The sequence below is a fragment of the Bacillus swezeyi genome, from assembly GCF_001969815.1.
Taxonomy (GTDB): domain Bacteria; phylum Bacillota; class Bacilli; order Bacillales; family Bacillaceae; genus Bacillus; species Bacillus swezeyi.
The window spans coordinates 141536-160000 of sequence record NZ_MRBK01000014.1 but is presented as its reverse complement, the minus strand read 5'-3'; the positions used below and the strand labels follow the sequence as shown (position 1 = coordinate 160000).

The 18465-nt window shown below is 45.1% G+C and carries 17 protein-coding genes and 1 pseudogene; 15 read left to right on the top strand and 3 right to left on the bottom strand.

Annotated elements, in window-relative coordinates; genetic code table 11:
• The first annotated feature begins 8 nt into the window (after window positions 1-8).
• The 11 genes from recO to BTA30_RS13880 all read left to right on the top strand — a co-directional run bounded on the left by recO (window position 9) and on the right by BTA30_RS13880 (window position 12358).
• Window positions 9-779 (top strand): DNA repair protein RecO, encoded by a 771-nt coding sequence (recO, locus tag BTA30_RS13930; protein ID WP_076761903.1) that lies wholly within the window; start codon window positions 9-11, stop codon window positions 777-779.
• Window positions 780-1134: 355 nt separating this feature from the next.
• Window positions 1135-2022, top strand: a complete 888-nt coding sequence (gene glyQ / locus BTA30_RS13925) for a glycine--tRNA ligase subunit alpha (RefSeq protein WP_076761902.1) — start codon at window positions 1135-1137, stop codon at window positions 2020-2022.
• A complete protein-coding gene (gene glyS, locus BTA30_RS13920; protein WP_076761901.1) occupies window positions 2015-4054 on the top strand; it encodes a glycine--tRNA ligase subunit beta in 2040 nt (679 codons plus the stop codon). Before glyQ ends, glyS begins: the two co-directional genes overlap by 8 nt.
• A 202-nt stretch (window positions 4055-4256) precedes the next feature.
• Entirely contained in the window at window positions 4257-4895 is a 639-nt protein-coding gene (ccpN, locus tag BTA30_RS13915) for a transcriptional regulator CcpN (RefSeq protein ID WP_025804968.1), read from the top strand.
• Window positions 4896-4920: 25 nt separating this feature from the next.
• Window positions 4921-5733: a pyruvate, water dikinase regulatory protein gene (locus tag BTA30_RS13910; RefSeq protein WP_076761900.1), complete on the top strand. Its 813-nt coding sequence runs from the start codon at window positions 4921-4923 to the stop codon at window positions 5731-5733.
• Between the two features lie 264 nt (window positions 5734-5997).
• Complete coding sequence (locus BTA30_RS13905) at window positions 5998-6489, top strand: YaiI/YqxD family protein (RefSeq protein WP_076761899.1); 492 nt, start codon at window positions 5998-6000, stop codon at window positions 6487-6489.
• Window positions 6490-6522: 33 nt separating this feature from the next.
• On the top strand, window positions 6523-8346 hold the full coding sequence (gene dnaG / locus BTA30_RS13900; RefSeq protein WP_076761898.1) for a DNA primase: 1824 nt from the start codon (window positions 6523-6525) through the stop codon (window positions 8344-8346).
• Window positions 8347-8552: 206 nt separating this feature from the next.
• Window positions 8553-9674: an RNA polymerase sigma factor RpoD gene (rpoD, locus tag BTA30_RS13895; protein WP_076761897.1), complete on the top strand. Its 1122-nt coding sequence runs from the start codon at window positions 8553-8555 to the stop codon at window positions 9672-9674.
• A gap of 372 nt (window positions 9675-10046) precedes the next feature.
• Window positions 10047-10406 carry a cytochrome c550 gene (cccA, locus tag BTA30_RS13890; protein ID WP_076761896.1) on the top strand — a complete coding sequence of 120 codons (360 nt, stop codon included), beginning with the start codon at window positions 10047-10049 and terminating at the stop codon, window positions 10404-10406.
• Between the two features lie 121 nt (window positions 10407-10527).
• Window positions 10528-11244, top strand: coding sequence for a tRNA (adenine(22)-N(1))-methyltransferase (locus BTA30_RS13885; protein WP_076761895.1), 717 nt, complete (start codon window positions 10528-10530; stop codon window positions 11242-11244).
• The gene (locus tag BTA30_RS13880; protein ID WP_076761894.1) at window positions 11237-12358 is read left to right on the top strand and encodes a Nif3-like dinuclear metal center hexameric protein; all 1122 of its coding nucleotides are present in this window, start codon (window positions 11237-11239) and stop codon (window positions 12356-12358) included. Before BTA30_RS13885 ends, BTA30_RS13880 begins: the two co-directional genes overlap by 8 nt.
• A 28-nt stretch (window positions 12359-12386) precedes the next feature.
• Here the strand turns inward: BTA30_RS13880 and BTA30_RS13875 are convergent, their stop codons facing one another.
• Both BTA30_RS13875 and vrrA read right to left on the bottom strand, forming a co-directional pair.
• Entirely contained in the window at window positions 12387-13331 is a 945-nt protein-coding gene (locus BTA30_RS13875; protein ID WP_076761893.1) for a 4-hydroxy-3-methylbut-2-enyl diphosphate reductase, read from the bottom strand.
• 122 nt (window positions 13332-13453) lie between these two features.
• A complete protein-coding gene (gene vrrA, locus BTA30_RS13870) occupies window positions 13454-14101 on the bottom strand; it encodes a VrrA/YqfQ family protein (protein ID WP_076761892.1) in 648 nt (215 codons plus the stop codon).
• A 260-nt stretch (window positions 14102-14361) separates the two neighbouring features.
• Between vrrA and BTA30_RS13865 the strand changes: the two genes are divergently transcribed.
• Complete coding sequence (locus tag BTA30_RS13865) at window positions 14362-15681, top strand: DEAD/DEAH box helicase (protein WP_076761891.1); 1320 nt, start codon at window positions 14362-14364, stop codon at window positions 15679-15681.
• Between the two features lie 11 nt (window positions 15682-15692).
• Window positions 15693-16586 (top strand): deoxyribonuclease IV, encoded by an 894-nt coding sequence (locus BTA30_RS13860; RefSeq protein WP_076761890.1) that lies wholly within the window; start codon window positions 15693-15695, stop codon window positions 16584-16586.
• A 27-nt stretch (window positions 16587-16613) separates the two neighbouring features.
• Here the strand turns inward: BTA30_RS13860 and BTA30_RS13855 are convergent, their stop codons facing one another.
• Entirely contained in the window at window positions 16614-16868 is a 255-nt protein-coding gene (locus BTA30_RS13855; RefSeq protein ID WP_076761889.1) for a DUF2624 domain-containing protein, read from the bottom strand.
• Between the two features lie 131 nt (window positions 16869-16999).
• Between BTA30_RS13855 and BTA30_RS13850 the strand changes: the two genes are divergently transcribed.
• Entirely contained in the window at window positions 17000-17881 is an 882-nt protein-coding gene (locus tag BTA30_RS13850) for a YitT family protein (RefSeq protein ID WP_076761888.1), read from the top strand.
• A 158-nt stretch (window positions 17882-18039) separates the two neighbouring features.
• Window positions 18040-18465: pseudogene (locus tag BTA30_RS24440) on the top strand (metal ABC transporter ATP-binding protein); the annotation flags it as partial.

Genomic DNA, 18465 nt, shown 5'->3' with positions numbered 1-18465 from the left:
GTGCACATATGCTAACGAAATGTGAAGGTATCGTCCTTCGTACAAATGACTACGGTGAATCAAATAAAATCATCACATTATTGACCAGGGAACATGGAAAAATCGGCGTGCTGGCAAGGGGCGCAAAAAAACCGAACAGCCGCTTGTCGGCCATTTCCCAGCCGTTTCTCTACGGTTCGTTTTTATTCCGGAAATCATCAGGCCTTGGAACTTTGGAGCAGGGAGAGATGATCGATAGCATGCGCACGATCCGGGAAGATCTGTTTTTAACAGCGCACGCGGCATATATCGCAGAATTAATCGATAAAGGAACTGAGGAAAAGAAACCGAATCCGTTTTTATTCGAACTGCTTCTTCAGTCGATGAGGAGGCTGAACGATGGTACAGATCCCGACATCATCACCAATCTCATCGAAGTCAAAATGCTCAGCGTCATCGGCCTGTACCCGGAATTGAACGAATGTGTACACTGCAAAAGCAAAGATGGCACATTTCATTTTTCAATCAGGGACAACGGCTTTATCTGCCACCGCTGTTTTGCGAAAGATCCGTACAGAGTACCAATGTCTCCTGCTTCCGCAAGGCTCTTGAGGCTGTTTTTTTATTTTGACTTGTCAAGGCTTGGGAATGTATCGGTCAAGCAGGAGACAAAGGAAGAGCTGAAAAAGGTCATCCAGCTTTATTATGATGAGTACTCCGGGATTTTTCTAAAGTCGCGGCGCTTCATCGAGCAAATGGACAATATGAAAAAAATGCTCGGTAAAGAAAACAAAAGTTGACATCCTCTTCATCTTTTTATAAGATCATGTCATAAAGATCGCGGGCTTGCCCGCTTTTTAGATTCAATAAAGACGTTGCGGTGACGGAAAGAAGTAGTTGCGCCGTCTCATTGAAGCGACCTCGGGATGGTGAAAGCCGGGGATGAGAGCGTAATGAAAGGCATTCCATGAGCAGCTTTAAAAAAAGAGGCTGAGAGACGTAGGATCTCAGCAATTAGGGTGGAACCGCGGGAGAACTCTCGTCCCTATGTTTGTGAGAAAACAAGCATAGGGACGGGAGTTTTTTTTCTGCCCAAACACAGCCCTATGCGGAAATGTAAAATCTGAAAAAACACGTTTTGTGGAGGTGCTTCATTTGAATATTCAAGATATGATTCTTACACTGCAAAAGCATTGGTCTCATGAAGGCTGTGTACTTTTGCAGTCTTACGATGTGGAAAAGGGAGCGGGAACGATGAGCCCCTATACATTTTTACGGAGCCTCGGGCCGGAGCCGTGGAAGGTCGCTTATGTTGAGCCGTCAAGGCGTCCTGCTGACGGCAGATACGGAGAGAACCCAAACAGGCTTTATCAGCACCATCAGTTCCAAGTCATCATCAAACCGTCTCCGGATAACATTCAAGAGCTGTATTTAGATTCATTAAAAGCGCTCGGAATCGACCCTTTGGAGCACGATATCCGCTTTGTTGAAGACAACTGGGAAAACCCTTCGCTCGGCTGTGCCGGACTTGGCTGGGAAGTATGGCTTGACGGCATGGAAATCACTCAGTTCACTTATTTTCAGCAGGTCGGCGGGCTTGAATGCAAACCGGTTTCCGTTGAAATCACATATGGCATTGAGCGCCTGGCCTCATACATTCAGGACAAAGAAAACGTCTTCGATCTGGAATGGACCAGCGGCTATACGATCAGAGACCTGTTTATGATGGCTGAATATGAGCATTCTGTTTATACGTTTGAGACGTCTGATGTAGAGATGCTGTTCGAATTGTTTGCCACATACGAGAAAGAAGCCAACCGTCAAATGGATCAGGGACTCGTTCACCCAGGCTATGATTATGTCCTGAAGTGCTCCCACACGTTCAACTTGCTTGACGCCAAAGGAGCCATTTCTGTTACGGAAAGGACAGGATACATCGGAAGGGTCAGAAATCTGGCCAGAAAAGTAGCCAAAACGTACTACAATGAACGCGAAAAGTTGGGCTTTCCAATGCTGAAGGAGGAAGAGGCTTCTCATGAGTAATAAAGATTTGCTTTTAGAAATCGGATTAGAAGAAATGCCGGCGCGTTTCATGCTCGACAGCATGACTCAATTGGGAGATAAGCTTGAAGGCTGGCTGAAAGACAAAAATATCGCCTACGGTGAAGTCAGACTTTTTAACTCACCGAGAAGGCTGGCCGTCCTTGTTAAAAACGCAGCAGAAAAACAGGACGATGTGAAAGAAGAAGCGAAAGGACCTGCCAAAAAAATCGCCCTTGATGAAAACGGCGAATGGACGAAAGCAGCGATCGGCTTCTCACGGGGACAAGGAGCAAATCCGGAAGATTTATATTTTAAAGATGTTAAAGGAACAGAGTATGTGTTTGTACAGAAATTCCAGAAAGGCCAGAATACGGTGACATTGCTTCCCGAGCTTCGCGATTTGGTGGCAAGCCTCCACTTCCCGAAAAATATGCGCTGGGGCAGTGAAGATCTTAAATATATCAGGCCGATTAAATGGATTGCTGCCCTTTTCGGCAGCGAAGTTATTCCTTTTTCTGTCGCCGATGTCGAAACCGGCCGGGTGACACAGGGGCATCGCTTCCTCGGAAAAGCGGCTGAGCTAAGCGCCCCTTCAGAGTACGAAGCAAAACTGGAAAGCGAGTTTGTCATAGCTAATCCAGACAAACGGAAACAGCTGATTACAAAACAGCTGGACGAATTGGCCGCAGAAAAGTCATGGAGTATTCCGAGAGATGAAGGTTTATTGGAGGAAGTCAACAATCTTGTTGAATATCCAACCGTTCTGTTTGGAGCATTTGAAGAGGCGTTTCTTTCAATCCCTGAAGAAGTTCTCGTGACGACGATGAAAGAGCATCAGCGCTACTTCCCTGTCAAAGATGAAAGCGGCAGTCTGCTCCCTTACTTTGTGACGGTGCGCAATGGAAATGACCACGCTCTGCAAAACGTTGCGAGAGGAAACGAAAAGGTATTGAGAGCAAGGCTTTCAGATGCCGCCTTCTTCTATAAAGAAGATCAAAAACTGGATATTGATGAAAATGTGAAAAAACTTGAAAAGATCGTCTTCCACGAGGAGCTCGGTTCACTTGGGGACAAAGTAAGGCGGTCAGCTGCCATTGCCGAACGCATCGCGCGAGAAATCAGCGCAGATGAAGAAACGGCCGGGCTGATTAAGCGCGCTTCACACATTTCCAAATTCGATCTTGTCACCCAAATGGTTTACGAGTTTCCTGAGCTGCAAGGCATCATGGGCGAAAAGTATGCGCGGATGCGCGGTGAAAAAGAAGAAGTGGCATTCGCGGTCAACGAGCATTATATGCCGAGACAAGCCGGCGGGGAGACACCTTCTTCAGTTGTCGGCGCTGTTGTCGCTTTAGCTGATAAACTCGACACCGTTGCTTCATTTTTCAGCATCGGGGTGATTCCGACAGGATCTCAAGACCCGTACGGATTAAGGCGGCAGGCGAGCGGAATCGTTCAAATCCTGCTCGACCGAAATTGGGGCATTTCGTTTGAAAAACTGGCTTCTTTTGCAGAACAGGGAGAACACAGCGAGCTGCTTGATTTCTTTAAACAGCGCCTCAAATATGTGCTGACAGCAGAAAACATCCGCTATGACGTTGTGGACGCCGTGCTTGAAAGCACCGGTCTTGAGCCATACTCAGCGCTTAAAAAAGCGGCTGTGCTGGATGCAGCGGCAGGCGGGCCGGAATTTAAAGAAACGGCCGAAGCGCTCGCAAGGGTGATTTCCATCAGCAAGAAAAGCGGGACGGGCGCCATTGATGAGTCCCTGTTTGAAAACCCTCAAGAAAAAGAGCTCTTTAAAGCTTATGGAGAAAGCAAACAGCAAATCGCCGCTCTTTATGAAGCAAAAGATTATGAAGGCGCCTTCCGTGAGCTTTCTAAACTGAAAGAGCCGATCGAAGCTTATTTCGATCATACGATGGTACATGCCGAAGATGAAAGATTAAAAGAAAACCGCCTGGCGCAAATGGCAAGTTTGGCGGAGCTGATCCGATCTTTTGCAAACATAAATGCCATCATTGTAAAATAAACGGCAGAAGACGGTTGCTGGCAGGCTGGCAATCGTCTTTTTGTTGTAAAACAGGAGCTCTCTTTCACAACCTTGTCAAAATGTGCCTGTCTTTTTCATAGAATTCAAATATAATGGCTGTTATTTTAACCTTCATATGCGTTATAATATGTTATCGACTTTTATACATATTGCACGAATTGTAAGCTTCGGCTTAAAGGTGGTGAGTACGATCGAACTAAATAAACGTCAGGAGCATATTTTGCAGATTGTCAAAGAAAACGGACCGATTACCGGAGAGCATATAGCCGAGAAACTGAATCTGACAAGAGCCACCCTTCGCCCGGACTTGGCGATTTTGACGATGTCAGGCTTTTTGGAAGCGAGGCCGAGGGTCGGATATTTTTACACAGGAAAGACAGGCACACAGCTCTTGGCCGACAAGCTTAAAAAGCTGCAGGTGAAAGACTTTCAGTCGATCCCGGTGGTGATTCATGAAAATGTTTCCGTCTATGATGCGATCTGCACGATGTTCTTAGAGGACGTAGGAACGCTTTTTGTCGTTGATGATAATGCCATCTTAGTCGGTGTACTTTCACGAAAAGACTTGCTCAGAGCAAGCATCGGCAAACAGGAGCTCCCTTCTATACCCGTCCATATTATTATGACGAGAATGCCGAACATTACTTTATGCAGGCGTGATGATTTTATTTTGGACATTGCCAAAATGCTGATTGAAAAACAAATTGATGCACTGCCCGTTGTAAAGGATACGGAAAAAGGCTATGAAGTGGTGGGAAGAATCACCAAAACAAACATGACGAAAATCCTTGTCGGCTTATCCGAAAATGAAATCATGTAGTGTGAACAACAAATGGGGGGATATCATGAGCAATCGGACGATTTATGTTGTATCCGACTCTGTCGGCGAGACCGCCGAGCTGGTTGTTAAGGCGGCCATCAGTCAATTTAACGGTTCATCTGAACAGACCAATATCAGGCGTATTCCTTACGTGGAAGACCGCGGAACAATCAGAGAAGTGATTTCTCTGGCTGAAGCGGACGGCGGCATCATCTGCTTTACGCTCGTTGTGCCGGAGATTCGCGAGTTTTTAATTGCCGAAGCTGAGAAAGCAAACGTCGTGTATTACGATATTATCGGTCCATTGATCGAAAAAATGGAGTCGGTGTACGGTTTCAGCGCAAAATATGAGCCGGGCCGCGTTCGCCAGCTTGATGAAGATTATTTTAAAAAGGTAGAGGCGATTGAATTTGCCGTAAAATATGACGACGGCAGAGATCCGCGGGGGATATTGAAAGCGGATATCGTGCTGATCGGAGTGTCAAGAACGTCCAAAACCCCTTTATCACAATATTTGGCGCATAAACGCTTAAAGGTGGCAAACGTGCCGATCGTTCCGGAAGTGGATCCTCCTGAAGAGCTCTTTACCGTTGATCCGGCCAAATGCATCGGATTGAAAATCAGCCCTGATAAGCTGAATCATATCCGCAAGGAGCGCCTGAAATCGCTTGGACTCAATGATAAAGCGATTTATGCGAACATTAACCGCATCAAAGAAGAGCTTGAATACTTCGAAAAAATTGTGGGCCGGATCGGCTGCGATGTCGTAGATGTATCAAATAAAGCGGTGGAGGAAACAGCCAACATTATTCATAACATGATGACAAAAAGGGTCTAAAGAATAAAACTCAGGACACCACATCCTGGGTTTTTGCTTTGACGGTTTTGGGAAAAGTGAAAATGATAGCATCTTTGACCCATTTGTATTATAATAAAAAATTGTGATAAAATAATTAACTTTTAGGTTTAAGCTTAGTACAGAACGAATAAACTATTATGGGTATCGTGTCAAGAATTTCAAGAAAAAAACTTTCGACAAATTCTTATAGAGCGATTATTTTGAAATCTGTGTGATTTTGCCTGTATTTATAGCAGGAGATTGATGGAGGGATGGAGAATTAGTCTTCTTGAAAAAGAAAGGACGATTTTTGTCGATGCAGACGCATGCCCGGTGAAAGATGAAGTGCTGAAAGTAGCGGCGGACTTCCGAGTGAATGTGATTTTTGTGGCCTCATTCGAACATTTTCAAGTCACAAGGAAAGAAGAAGAGAATTGGAAATATGTCGACCCGCATAAAGAAGCTGCGGATCTGTATATAGCCAATCATGTTCGCCCCGGCGATTTAGTCGTCACACAAGATATCGGGCTGGCATCACTCTTGCTTGGCAAAAAGGTCTTTGTGATGTCGGAGAGAGGATTTCTTTTCGAAGAGAATTCCATCGACCTTGCTCTTTTCCGCCGTCACATCTCACAAAAACTGAGAAGAAGCGGACATTACACAAAAGGCCCAAAAAAACTGGTCAAAGAAGACCGGGAGCGATTTGTCAAAGAGCTGCAAAAAATCTTGTCGAAAAATGAAGGATTTACGTGCTAAAGCAGCGAATTATGTACGACGGAGTGTTGGAACATGGGCAATCGTATACCAGATGAAATTGTGGAACAAGTTCAGAAATCAGCTGATATCGTTGAAGTTATTGGAGAGTACGTCCAGTTAAGAAAACAGGGGCGTAATTATTTTGGACTTTGTCCATTTCATGGTGAAAATACACCATCTTTTTCCGTTTCTGGAGAAAAACAGATTTTTCATTGCTTCGGGTGCGGAGCCGGAGGAAATGTCTTTTCATTTTTAAGGCAAATGGAAGGTTATTCATTTACTGAAGCAGTGTCTCACTTGGCGGACAAATACCACATAGATCTGCCGGATCAGGTAACTGCTGTTTCAGCAAACAGTGCGGGCAGCTCAGATGAACAGAAAATGGAGGAGGCTCATGAGCTGTTAAAGAAATTTTACCACCATTTGCTGGTCAATACAAAGGAAGGACAGGAAGCGCTGGATTATTTGCTCGAGAGAGGCTTTAAGATGGAGCAAATCGAGCAGTTTGAAATCGGATGCGCTCTTGATTCATGGGATTTCATAACAAAATTTTTGGAACGGAGAGGTTTTGATGCCGAACTGATGGAAAGAGCAGGGCTCATCATCAGGCGCGAAAACGGGGATGGATATTTTGACCGTTTTCGAAACCGGATTATGTTTCCGATTCATGACCATCACGGCAAAACAGTCGCATTTTCCGGGCGGACTTTCACAGGTGAGCATCCGAAATATATGAACAGTCCGGAAACACCTCTTTTTCGCAAAAGCAGGCTGCTCTATCATTTCCATCAGGCCCGCCTTCATATTCGAAAGGAAGAAAGGGCTGTCCTTTTTGAAGGATTTGCAGATGTCATTTCCGCCGTCCGTTCCGGCGTAAAAGAATCGATTGCGACGATGGGAACATCGCTGACTGAAGAGCATGCAAAAATCATCAGGCGAAATGTAGGTGAAGTCATCCTTTGCTACGATTCGGATCAGGCAGGCTACGAAGCTACGCTTAAAGCAGCTGACGTTCTTCAGAAAAAAGGCTGCACTATCAAGGTTGCCATGATACCTGACGGATTGGATCCCGATGACTACATCAAAAAATTCGGCAGCGAAAAGTTTAAGCAGGATGTCATAGGGGCCAGTGTAACCTTGATGACGTTTAAAATGCATTATTTTCGCAAGGGCAGAAATCTGTCAGATGAAGGAGACCGTCTAGCCTACATCAATGATGTACTCAAGGAAGTCAGCCTTCTCAGCGGGCCTTTGGAGCAGGAAATATACATCAAACAGCTTGCAAATGAATTTTCAATCTCATTCGATTCCCTGAAGGATCAGCTTTCTGTTTTTGAAAAGCAGGCTGCCGGCCGCAGCAAGGAAAGCAGCCGCCAGGAATCAAAAGAAAGACGCGCGGCCGTCTCGCGTTCCCCGCGAAAAAGAACAGGGCTTCGGCCGGCCCATGAGAACGCGGAACGAATGCTGATCGCTCACATGATTCATGACCGGGATGTCATCCGAAAGGTTTTGGATCGGGTGGGCTTTGAATTCAATCTTGATCAGCATCGCGCTGTAGTCGCTTATTTGTATGCCATGTATGAAGAGGGAGCTGAAATTTCCATCCAGCAGCTCTTCAAAAGAATCGAGGATCAGGAGTTAAGCCAGCTTCTGACGGATATTTTAATGCTTCAGGTCAATGAGGAATTGGGCGAAGCAGAATTATCTGATTATGTAAAAAAAGTGTTGAATCATCGAAATTGGTCAATGATAAAAGAAAAAGAAGCTGCAAGAGCCGAAGCTGAAAGGCAAAAAGACTTCATCAGGGCGGCAACCTTGGCTCAGGAAATTATAAAGTTGAACCGTTCGCTAAAATAAACCGTTATATATAATAGGAAAAGCTTTTGGCAATGAATCCTTAAGGAGGAGCAAAAGCTGCGAATCCTAATCACATATTGTCAATTTATGATTTGCTTTACGTTAAGCTCTAGATAGAAATAAGGCTTTAACCGTGAAATAGGAACAAAATAAAGCGGAACGCTTTTTAGAATTCGTCTGTAAGTTTTGGAAGGAGGGATCCATGAATGGCTGATAAACAAGCACCAGAGACTGAAACTGAATTCACGTTTGAACAGGTCAGGGACCAATTGACAGAGGCCGGAAAAAAACGTGGGGTGCTCACATATGAAGAAATTGCTGAGCGCATGTCCAGTTTCGAGATCGAATCAGACCAAATGGATGAGTATTATGAATTTTTAGGAGAGCAAGGTGTTGAATTAATTAGTGAGAACGAAGAAAACGAGGATCCTAATATTCAGCAGCTGGCCAAGGCCGAAGAAGAATTTGACCTGAATGATTTAAGCGTGCCCCCGGGCGTTAAGATAAACGATCCTGTCCGGATGTACTTGAAGGAAATCGGACGGGTAAACCTTTTGTCTGCGAAAGAAGAAATTGAATACGCGAAAAAGATTGAGGAAGGCGACGAGGAATCAAAGCGGCGTCTGGCTGAAGCCAACCTAAGGCTTGTCGTCAGCATCGCAAAACGGTATGTCGGCCGCGGCATGCTTTTCTTAGACCTCATTCAGGAAGGAAACATGGGTCTGATGAAGGCGGTTGAAAAGTTTGACTACCGTAAAGGATACAAGTTCAGCACATATGCCACATGGTGGATCAGACAGGCGATTACAAGAGCGATCGCTGACCAGGCGAGAACAATCAGGATTCCTGTGCACATGGTTGAAACCATCAATAAACTGATCCGTGTTCAGAGACAGCTTCTTCAGGATCTCGGCCGCGAACCAACGCCTGAAGAAATTGCAGAAGACATGGATCTGACACCGGAAAAGGTTCGTGAAATCTTAAAGATTGCCCAGGAACCGGTATCACTCGAAACTCCGATCGGAGAAGAAGATGATTCACATCTTGGAGACTTCATTGAAGATCAGGAAGCGACTTCACCGTCAGATCATGCAGCATATGAATTGCTGAAAGAACAGCTTGAAGATGTGCTTGATACACTGACAGACCGCGAAGAAAACGTATTGCGCCTTCGCTTTGGTCTTGATGATGGACGGACAAGAACATTAGAAGAAGTTGGTAAAGTGTTTGGGGTAACAAGAGAACGAATTCGTCAAATAGAAGCTAAAGCACTTCGTAAATTAAGACATCCAAGCAGAAGCAAACGCTTGAAAGATTTTCTCGAATAAATTTGAACGGGTCACAAGATCCGTTCTTTTTTATTGCCTGACTGCCTTTCTTTTGTATGAAAGCGCTATTATTGGTAAACTCGATTATATTTTACTTAATTTCTTTCGATTTTGCAAATATCCAAAAGTCTATTTTAAGACATTATAACCTTGAGATCATAGGAAAAGCCCTTTATAATGATTGTTGTAACCGTATTCAAAAAATGGATTTCAGATGGCAAATCAAACAATCAGCTTCCTCATTCATCATTTTGTCTAAAATGTGAACTTCATCAGCTTTTGTTTCATAACCGGTTTACTTTTTGTAAAATTAAAGTAGAATTAGAATTGTTTACATAAGGGGCTGGGGTAAATTAAAAAGGGGGATGTAAAATGAACCGCAATCCATTGATACCATTTTTGTTAATTGCCATTATGGGAATAGGCCTGGTTTTTATCCTATCTATTAAAGGGCTGTATGATGAAAAAGAAATTGCCGGCGAAGGGAACAAGACCGCTCAAGAAGACAAAGCGGATGCCTCGCCTGAAGAAATTTATAAGGCGAGCTGTGTATCCTGTCACGGTGAAAATTATGAAGGGGTATCAGGTCCTAAACTGCAAGGAGTCGGGGACCGCATGGATACAGGAGCAATTAAAGAAAAGATTGAAAAAGGCGGAAACGGAATGCCGGCCGGCCTCGTCCCGCAAGAGAAGCTTGATGATATGGCCAAATGGGTTTCCGAAATTAAATAGCAGCAAAAAGTCCTTTATTCAAAAGGACTTTTTTTGCGCAGGTATAGGCGCTTGGAAAAAAAGCAATTTTTTAATATGATGGTAAGGGATAAAATGAATATAGAAAAGTAGTGATGGTTTAGTGAATGAATTAAAGTTGTCAAAAAGACTTGAGACGGTGGCAAAATACATACCTGAACATGCGGTGCTGGCTGATATCGGATCAGATCATGCCTATTTGCCTTGCTATGCCCTTTTAAATGGATTGGCCAAGCGGGCGATCGCCGGCGAAATTACAGATGGCCCGTTCAATTCTGCCAAAAATCAAGTGGAACGGCTCGAGCTGTCCGAACTCATATCGGTGCGGAAAGGCGACGGCCTTGAAGTGGTCAAATGCGGTGAAGCGGATGCGATTACGATTGCAGGAATGGGCGGAGCCTTGATCGCAGATATTCTGGAAAAAGGAAAGGACAAGCTGGAAGGGGTTAGGCGTCTGATCCTGCAGCCCAATATACATGCTTATCACATCAGGGAATGGCTCTACAAAGAGAACTATGAACTGTTAGATGAAGAGATTCTTGAAGAGGACGGCAAATTTTACGAAGTCCTTGCCGCTTCACCGGGCGACAAAGACCGTCCGTATAAGGGAATCGATTTTGAGATTGGCATGTTAACAGGACCGTTTCTGTCCAAAGAAAAAAACGCCGTTTTTATTAAGAAATGGTCAAGGGAGCTTCATCATTTGGAAGGAATTTACCGAGGCCTGGAAAATGCGGCTCCGTCAGCAGAAAATCAACAGAAACAGGAAGACATTCTAAAACGCATGAAACAGCTGAAGGAGGTTCTCGATCGTGGTTAAATCGATAAACGGAAATGAGATCATTCAATTGTTTGAACAATTTTCACCAAAATCTTTTGCCGTTGAAGGGGATAAAATCGGCCTGCAAATCGGCACGCTCAACAAAAAAATCAAAAATGTCATGGTCACGCTTGATGTGCTTGAAGAAACAGTGGATGAAGCGATTGAAAAGAACGTTGACTTGATCATCGCCCATCACCCTCCGGTTTTCAGGCCGCTGAAACATGTCATCACAGATCAGCCGGGCGGGAGGCTGATCGAAAAATGCATCAAACATGATATTGCGGTTTATGCGGCTCATACGAATCTGGATGTTGCCGACGGCGGCGTCAATGACATGCTTGCAGAAGCATTGGGTTTAAAGGAAACAAAAGTGCTGGTTCCAACCTATGAAGAGCCTCTCAAGAAGCTTGCCGTCTATGTTCCGACAGATTACGAGGAACAGGTGCGGACGGCGCTTGGCGATGCCGGAGCAGGTCATATCGGCGTATACAGCCACTGTGCCTTTTCCGCAGAAGGAGTCGGCAGCTTCCGTCCGCTCGAGGAAGCTGATCCGTTTATCGGCGAGTCGGGAAAGCTTGAGCGGGTTGAGGAGGTAAGGGTTGAGACCGTCTACCCTTCAGGCATCGAAAAAGCCGTTATAAAAGCGATGAAGAAGGCTCATCCGTATGAAGAAGTCGCCTTTGACATCTTTCCGGTCGAGCAGACTCCGCTTCAAAAAGGGCTCGGACGGATCGGTGAACTGCAAGAAGAAATGACGCTTCAAGAATTTGCCCGCCATGTAAAGGAAAAGCTTCAGGCGAATGGAGCCCGGATGGTCGGAAAGCCTGATGCTAAAGTGAAAAAAGTCGCCGTGCTAGGCGGAGATGGGAATAAATATATCCACCAGGCGAAAAGAATGGGAGCAGATGTGTATGTGACAGGTGACCTTTATTTCCATACCGCGCATGATGCCATGATGATCGGCCTGAATGTCGTGGATCCGGGGCATTATGCCGAACAGATCATGAAAGACGGGGTTACAAAAAAACTGTCGGCAATGTGTGAAAAGAAAAAGTATGATGTTGCGATTTTCCCTTCGGAAACCAATACAAACCCGTTTGCGTTTATATAAAAAGAAAACCTGAAGCTGATCAGCGGCTTCAGGTTTTTGTTTTTACTTTAGGGAGTATTTTTTGCAGCGGAACATGATGACCGATGCTCCATGTGGATGGATCATCATGGTCAAACTGCTCTAAAAAGCGTATGACTTCTTTTGTAATCGGCGTCGGTGTCGACGCTCCGGCTGTCACAGCCACCGTCTCAACACCTTCAAGCCATTCCAGTTTTAATTCGCTTAAATCCCCGATCCGATATGCTTTCGTCCCGGCAATTTCTTCAGAGACTTGTGCGAGGCGATTGGAGTTATTGCTTTTCGGGTCGCCGACAACGATCGTCAAATCGGCTTTTTTCGCCTGTTCAGACACCGCTTCTTGCCGAACTTGGGTTGCCAGGCAGATTTCCTGGTGAAATTCGACGTGCGGGTACTTTTCTTTTACCATTTCCATAATATCATAGACATCCCATTGAGACATCGTTGTCTGGTTTGTGACGATCAGTTTGTCTGATTCAACCTCCAGGCGCTCCACATCTTCCACGGTTTCGACAAGATGAACGATATCAGGGGCGACGCCCACGGCGCCTTCGGGTTCAGGATGCCCTTTCTTTCCGATATAGATGATGTGGTAGCCTTCCGCCTTCATTTTCCGGATTAAGTCATGTGTTTTCGTTACATCAGGGCAGGTGGCGTCAATGGCGACGAGCCCCTTCTCTTCAGCCGCTTTGCGGACTTCTGGAGATACACCGTGAGCGGTAAAAATAACGGTTCCTTTGTCAACCTTATTCAAAATGTCAAGCCGGTTTGGACCGTCAAGCGTATAGATGCCCTCTTTTTCAAATGCATCTGTGACATGTTTGTTATGAACGATCATTCCTAAAATATATATAGGTCTTGGCAGACTTTTATCAAGAGCCGCGTTTTTAGCGATGACCATGGCATCAACGACCCCATAGCAATACCCGCGCGGCGAAATTTTAATTACGTCCATCCTTTAGTCCTCCTAAAAAGAAGTAAGAGCCGGGCATGATAAAAAGCCGTAAAAAACGGCTTATATTGTTGCAGTCTCTTAGACCTCATTATATCTGATCCAGGAGGAGATATCAAAGAATGTTATATATACAGTTTGGGTTTTGATCCTCCGGTTTTTCTTTGTTTAGGCGAAGGCGCAGAGCGGCCGGATGTTTGAAGACTGTCTTTTTCCGGTTTTGAGGACTCCTTTTTTTCCTCTTGCTTTTTACTGGTTTCTGCTTTCACTTCCGGTTCGTCTTTTTCCTTTTCTTGATCCTCCGTTTCACTGTCTTCAGAATTCAGCTGTCTAAACATTTTCACCATTCCCGGCAGATTGCGGACGAGCGGGCCGTATTGCTGTATCATCGGGGTCACTTGCTGGGCCACTCCCAGCGCTTTTTGCACATTGCCGAGCAAGCTTGATAGTGAAGCAGGGTTGGCGAGCCCCTGTATTCCCCCAAGGCCGCTTCCTGTTCCTCCGAGACCGGCTCCTGTTCCTCCGAGACCGGCTCCTGTTCCTCCTGATGCAGCTGATCCGCCGGGCAGAAATTTGGACAGCAATCCTTGAATCCCGCCTCCGCGGGTTCCGGCTTGCTGCTGAGCCTGGCCCATCTGATTCAAAAATGGCTGAAATCCCTGCCGCTGTCCGTGAGGCTGGCGCACTCCCATTCCTGGATTTCTCTGCAGTACAGTTCTGCTTGGCCTCTGCGGCCCAGGCGGTCTGGGTCTCATAGGCTGCTGTGAAAACATACTTGTACCCTCCTTTCAAACTCCTTCTCTTGATAGGGTATGCAGACCTTGCACAAAGTGCTTTTGTCTCGGGCCGCAGAGCTCGGCGGCAAAGATGGTTTTTTTCCGCAGAATCAGTTATAATTTAATGATGGACATGATATCAGCCTTTTTTTAGCTGTCCGGCATAAAAAAGGATACATAAGCGCACAATTCAGCCATATAGGATAAAGCTTGGGGCGTCTTTCAAAACAGGCGGTTTCCAAGAAGGAGTTGGGAAAATGAAACAAACGAAATTCGAAATGTATGATCTAAAGCCGTTTATCATAGAGGCCGTTCACCAATTAGGGTTTTATGAGCCGACAGATATCCAAAAAAGATTAATCCCGTCAGCACTGAAAGGGGAAAGCGCCATCGGGCAGTCGCAGACAGGGACAGGGAAAACCCATGCTTACCTGCTTCCGCTTTTAAGCAGGATCGATCCCAAAAAAGAGTTCGTTCAAGCCGTGATTACGGCTCCGACAAGAGAGCTCGCAAATCAGATTCATCAGGAAGTGCTGAAAATCACCAAGTTTTTAGGCCCTGATGAAGCGATTCGCTCAAAATGTTTTATCGGCGGAACGGATAAGCAAAAATCGATCGATAAATTAAAAACACAGCCTCATCTTGCAGTCGGAACGCCGGGAAGGATCGCCGATTTGGTCAGAGAGCAGGCGCTGAGCGTGCATAAAGCGGAATCGCTCGTCATTGATGAAGCGGATTTAATGCTGGATATGGGCTTTTTAGAAGATGTTGATTTTATCGGATCACATATGCCTGATCATCTGCAAATGCTTGTGTTCTCTGCAACGATTCCCGAGAAATTGAAGCCTTTCTTGAAAAAGTATATGGCCAATCCGAAATATGCGCACGTCGAGCCGATGCATATCACAGCTGAAAAAATAGAGCATGTTTTGATTCCTTCGAGACACAGAGATAAAAATCAGCTTTTGTTTGAGGTTATGACGCATTTAAATCCATACTTGGCGATTGTTTTTGCCAATACAAAAACAACGGCTGACGACATCGCCGCCTCTCTGGCCGAAAAGGGGATGAAAGTGGGGCTTCTTCACGGCGGCCTTACCCCGAGGGAACGCAAAAAAGTCATGAAGCAAATCGGCGACCTTGAGTTTACCTACATCATTGCCACTGACTTGGCGGCAAGAGGCATCGACATTAAAGGCGTCAGCCATGTCATTAACTATGAGCTGCCGGAGGACCTTGACTTTTACGTGCACCGCGTCGGCCGCACAGCGCGCGCAGGGTCATCGGGAACGGCGATGACGCTTTATGATACATCTGATGAAGATGCACTCGCAAAACTTGAACAGATGGGAATTGTGTTTGAAAACATGCGGATTGAAAAAGGCGAGTGGAAAAAGATCGACGACCGCAAGCGCCGTCAAAATCGCAAGCGAACGCCTGATGAGACGGATGAAGTCGCCAAACGGCTTGTGAAAAAACCGAAAAAAGTCAAGCCGGGCTATAAGAAAAAAATGAAAACAGAAATCAATAAAATAAAAAGACAGGAAAAAAGAAAACAATTCAGAAAAGGAAAGTAGGGGAAACAGTTTTGTTGAAAATCGGTTCACACGTCTCAATGAGCGGAAAACATATGCTGCTTGCCGCCAGCCGGGAAGCAAGCTCTTACGGTGCCAACACGTTCATGATCTATACCGGGGCGCCGCAAAACACGCGCAGAAAAAAAATAGAGGATTTGAATATTGAAGCGGGACGGGCTCACATGGAAGAGCACGGCATTTCTGAAATCGTCGTTCATGCGCCGTATATCATCAATATCGCCAATACGACAAACCCGGCTACATTCGAGCTCGGCGTTGATTTTCTCCGTTCTGAAATTGCAAGGACGGCGGCGATTGGCGCTAAACAAATCGTTCTTCACCCAGGAGCACACGTAGGCGCAGGAGCTGAAACAGGCATAAAAAAAATCATCGAAGGACTGAACGAAGTCATAGACCCGGACCAGGGTGTGCAAATCGCCCTGGAAACGATGGCGGGCAAAGGTTCGGAATGCGGCCGGACATTTGAAGAGCTTGCACAAATCATCAACGGCGTCACTCACAATGAACATTTGTCCGTCTGCTTTGATACGTGCCATACCCATGATGCAGGCTATGATGTGGTTTCAGATTTTGACGGCGTGTTAAACGAATTTGATAAAATCATCGGGATTGACCGTTTAAAAGTGCTTCATATCAACGACAGCAAAAATGTAAAAGGTGCAAAAAAAGACCGTCATGAAAACATCGGTTTTGGGGAAATCGGCTTTGATGCACTTCAATATGTCGTTCATCACGACCAGCTTGCAGATATTCCAAAAATCCTTGAAACGCCTTATGTAGGGGAAGATAAGAAGAATAAAAAGCCCCCATATCGGTTCGAAATCGAAATGCTCAAGAATAAAGCGTTTGACGAAGGGCTTTTGGAGAAAATTAAACAGCAATAACAAAAGGGGCCTTATTTTAGCCCCTTTTTATGATAAGTATTGTGCGAACAGCTGATTCAGCAGCTGGACGGCTTCTTTTGAGGTGACCGCCTCAACCTGCCGAAGCAGTTTATTTCGCTCTTCTTCATTAAAAATATTAATGTTTTTTCCGTTGACGAGCTTTTCCACCTCGAGCGCCTGCTGTTTTGTCACATGAATTTCGTATTGTTTAGCGTACTTCAGCACCTCATCAGCCGTCACCTGATTTAAGCGCTGCAGTACGATTTTTTGAAATAAAATCACGTCCCATTCCTCCCCTCTGAACTAATGTATGGCGGAAAATTAAAAATGTGTCATTTTTTTATTTCTCCCTGTTAAATGATATGATGATGAATAGGAGCAGTTGGCCAGTTCGGATAAAAAGGAGAGACAGCATGGCAACAAAAAAACAGCATAAAAAAGAATCAGCGGTCCGTTTGTTGTTTCGGATCATCATGATTCTGATCGGTGCTGCCTGTGCAGCCGCAAGCATTGAATTATTTTTAGTTCCGAATAACATTATCGACGGGGGCATCATCGGGATTTCTTTAATTTTAGACTATATTTTTAAAGACACTCCTTATATCAATTTTGCCCTGCTCGTCGTGGTCCTCAACATTCCATTCATGATTTCCGGATACAAGCATATCGGAAAGACGTTTTTAATCTCCACGCTGATTGGAATTCTTAGTTTGTCAATTATTGAAACGTTGTTGCATCATGTAGAAGGGGTTACGACTCAGCCTGTATTGGCAGCCGTTTTCGGCGGTTTATTGCTCGGATTTGGCGTAGGGCTTGTCATTCGTAATGGCGGTTCTATGGATGGAACGGAGATTCTCGGGATCTTGCTCACAAAAAAACTGCCTTTTTCAGTCGGCGAATTTGTGATGATGGTCAATGTCTTTATTTTTGCCTGGGCCAGCTTTGTATTTGGCCTGGAACAGGCGATGTTTTCAGTCATGACGTACTACATTGCCATGAAGACGATCGATGCCGTTATCCAGGGGCTTGATGAGACAAAAGCAGTCATCATTGTATCTGAACAATATGAGGAAATCTCTGATGCCCTTTTGCATCGTCTTGGCCGGGGGACAACAAAGCTCCGAGGAAAAGGCGGCTATTCAGATGAGGACACAGAAGTGATTTACGCCGTTGTCACAAGGCTTGAAGTGACAAAGCTTAAATCAATCGTATTCGATATTGATAAAAACGCTTTTATTACGATTATGGACACGCATGAAACGCGGGGAGGCAGGTTTAAAACGGCCATCCATTAGGCTTTTATTTACTTTTTTAAAGATTATATGTATAATTGAACTGGTCAATCGGTGAAAATGGCTTGCTGGAATTCGGCTGCCATTTTCTTTTTGTGTGATAAATCGGAATGATTCTGGAGAATTTGAAGGTGAGCGAAGTGAAACAACCCATTATCGAAATGAGACATATATCATATTCCTATGATCATCGCAATGTGATAGAGGATATTAATTTAACGGTTGATGAAGGGGCTTTTCTCGGTTTGGTCGGTCCAAACGGATCGGGAAAAACAACTTTGTTGAAGTGCATACTCGGTCTGATAAAACCGCAAAAAGGGGAGCTTAAATTATTCGGTGTCTCTCTTAAAAAATTCAAGGATTGGAGCAAGATCGGTTTTGTTTCCCAAAAGGCAAACAGCTTTAACACCGGGTTCCCGGCATCAGTGCATGAGGTGGTGGCAAGCGGTTTAACCGCAAAACTCGGCTTGTTTAGACGAATGTCAAAAGCTGATAAGCAAAAAGTGGCAGAGGCGATTGAGGCCGTCGGGATCACTCCGCTGAAAGACAGAAACATCGGCGAGCTATCCGGAGGGCAGCAGCAGAGA

Coding starts and splice junctions, on each gene's coding strand:
- recO (WP_076761903.1), top strand. CDS start 9: ATGCTAACGAAATGTGAAGGTATCGTCCTTCGTACAAATGACTACGGT.
- glyS (WP_076761901.1), top strand. CDS start 2,015: ATGAGTAATAAAGATTTGCTTTTAGAAATCGGATTAGAAGAAATGCCG.
- BTA30_RS13910 (WP_076761900.1), top strand. CDS start 4,921: ATGAGCAATCGGACGATTTATGTTGTATCCGACTCTGTCGGCGAGACC.
- BTA30_RS13905 (WP_076761899.1), top strand. CDS start 5,998: ATGGAGGGATGGAGAATTAGTCTTCTTGAAAAAGAAAGGACGATTTTT.
- dnaG (WP_076761898.1), top strand. CDS start 6,523: ATGGGCAATCGTATACCAGATGAAATTGTGGAACAAGTTCAGAAATCA.
- rpoD (WP_076761897.1), top strand. CDS start 8,553: ATGGCTGATAAACAAGCACCAGAGACTGAAACTGAATTCACGTTTGAA.
- cccA (WP_076761896.1), top strand. CDS start 10,047: ATGAACCGCAATCCATTGATACCATTTTTGTTAATTGCCATTATGGGA.
- BTA30_RS13875 (WP_076761893.1), bottom strand. CDS start 13,331: ATGGACGTAATTAAAATTTCGCCGCGCGGGTATTGCTATGGGGTCGTT.
- vrrA (WP_076761892.1), bottom strand. CDS start 14,101: ATGTTTTCACAGCAGCCTATGAGACCCAGACCGCCTGGGCCGCAGAGG.
- BTA30_RS13865 (WP_076761891.1), top strand. CDS start 14,362: ATGAAACAAACGAAATTCGAAATGTATGATCTAAAGCCGTTTATCATA.
- BTA30_RS13850 (WP_076761888.1), top strand. CDS start 17,000: ATGGCAACAAAAAAACAGCATAAAAAAGAATCAGCGGTCCGTTTGTTG.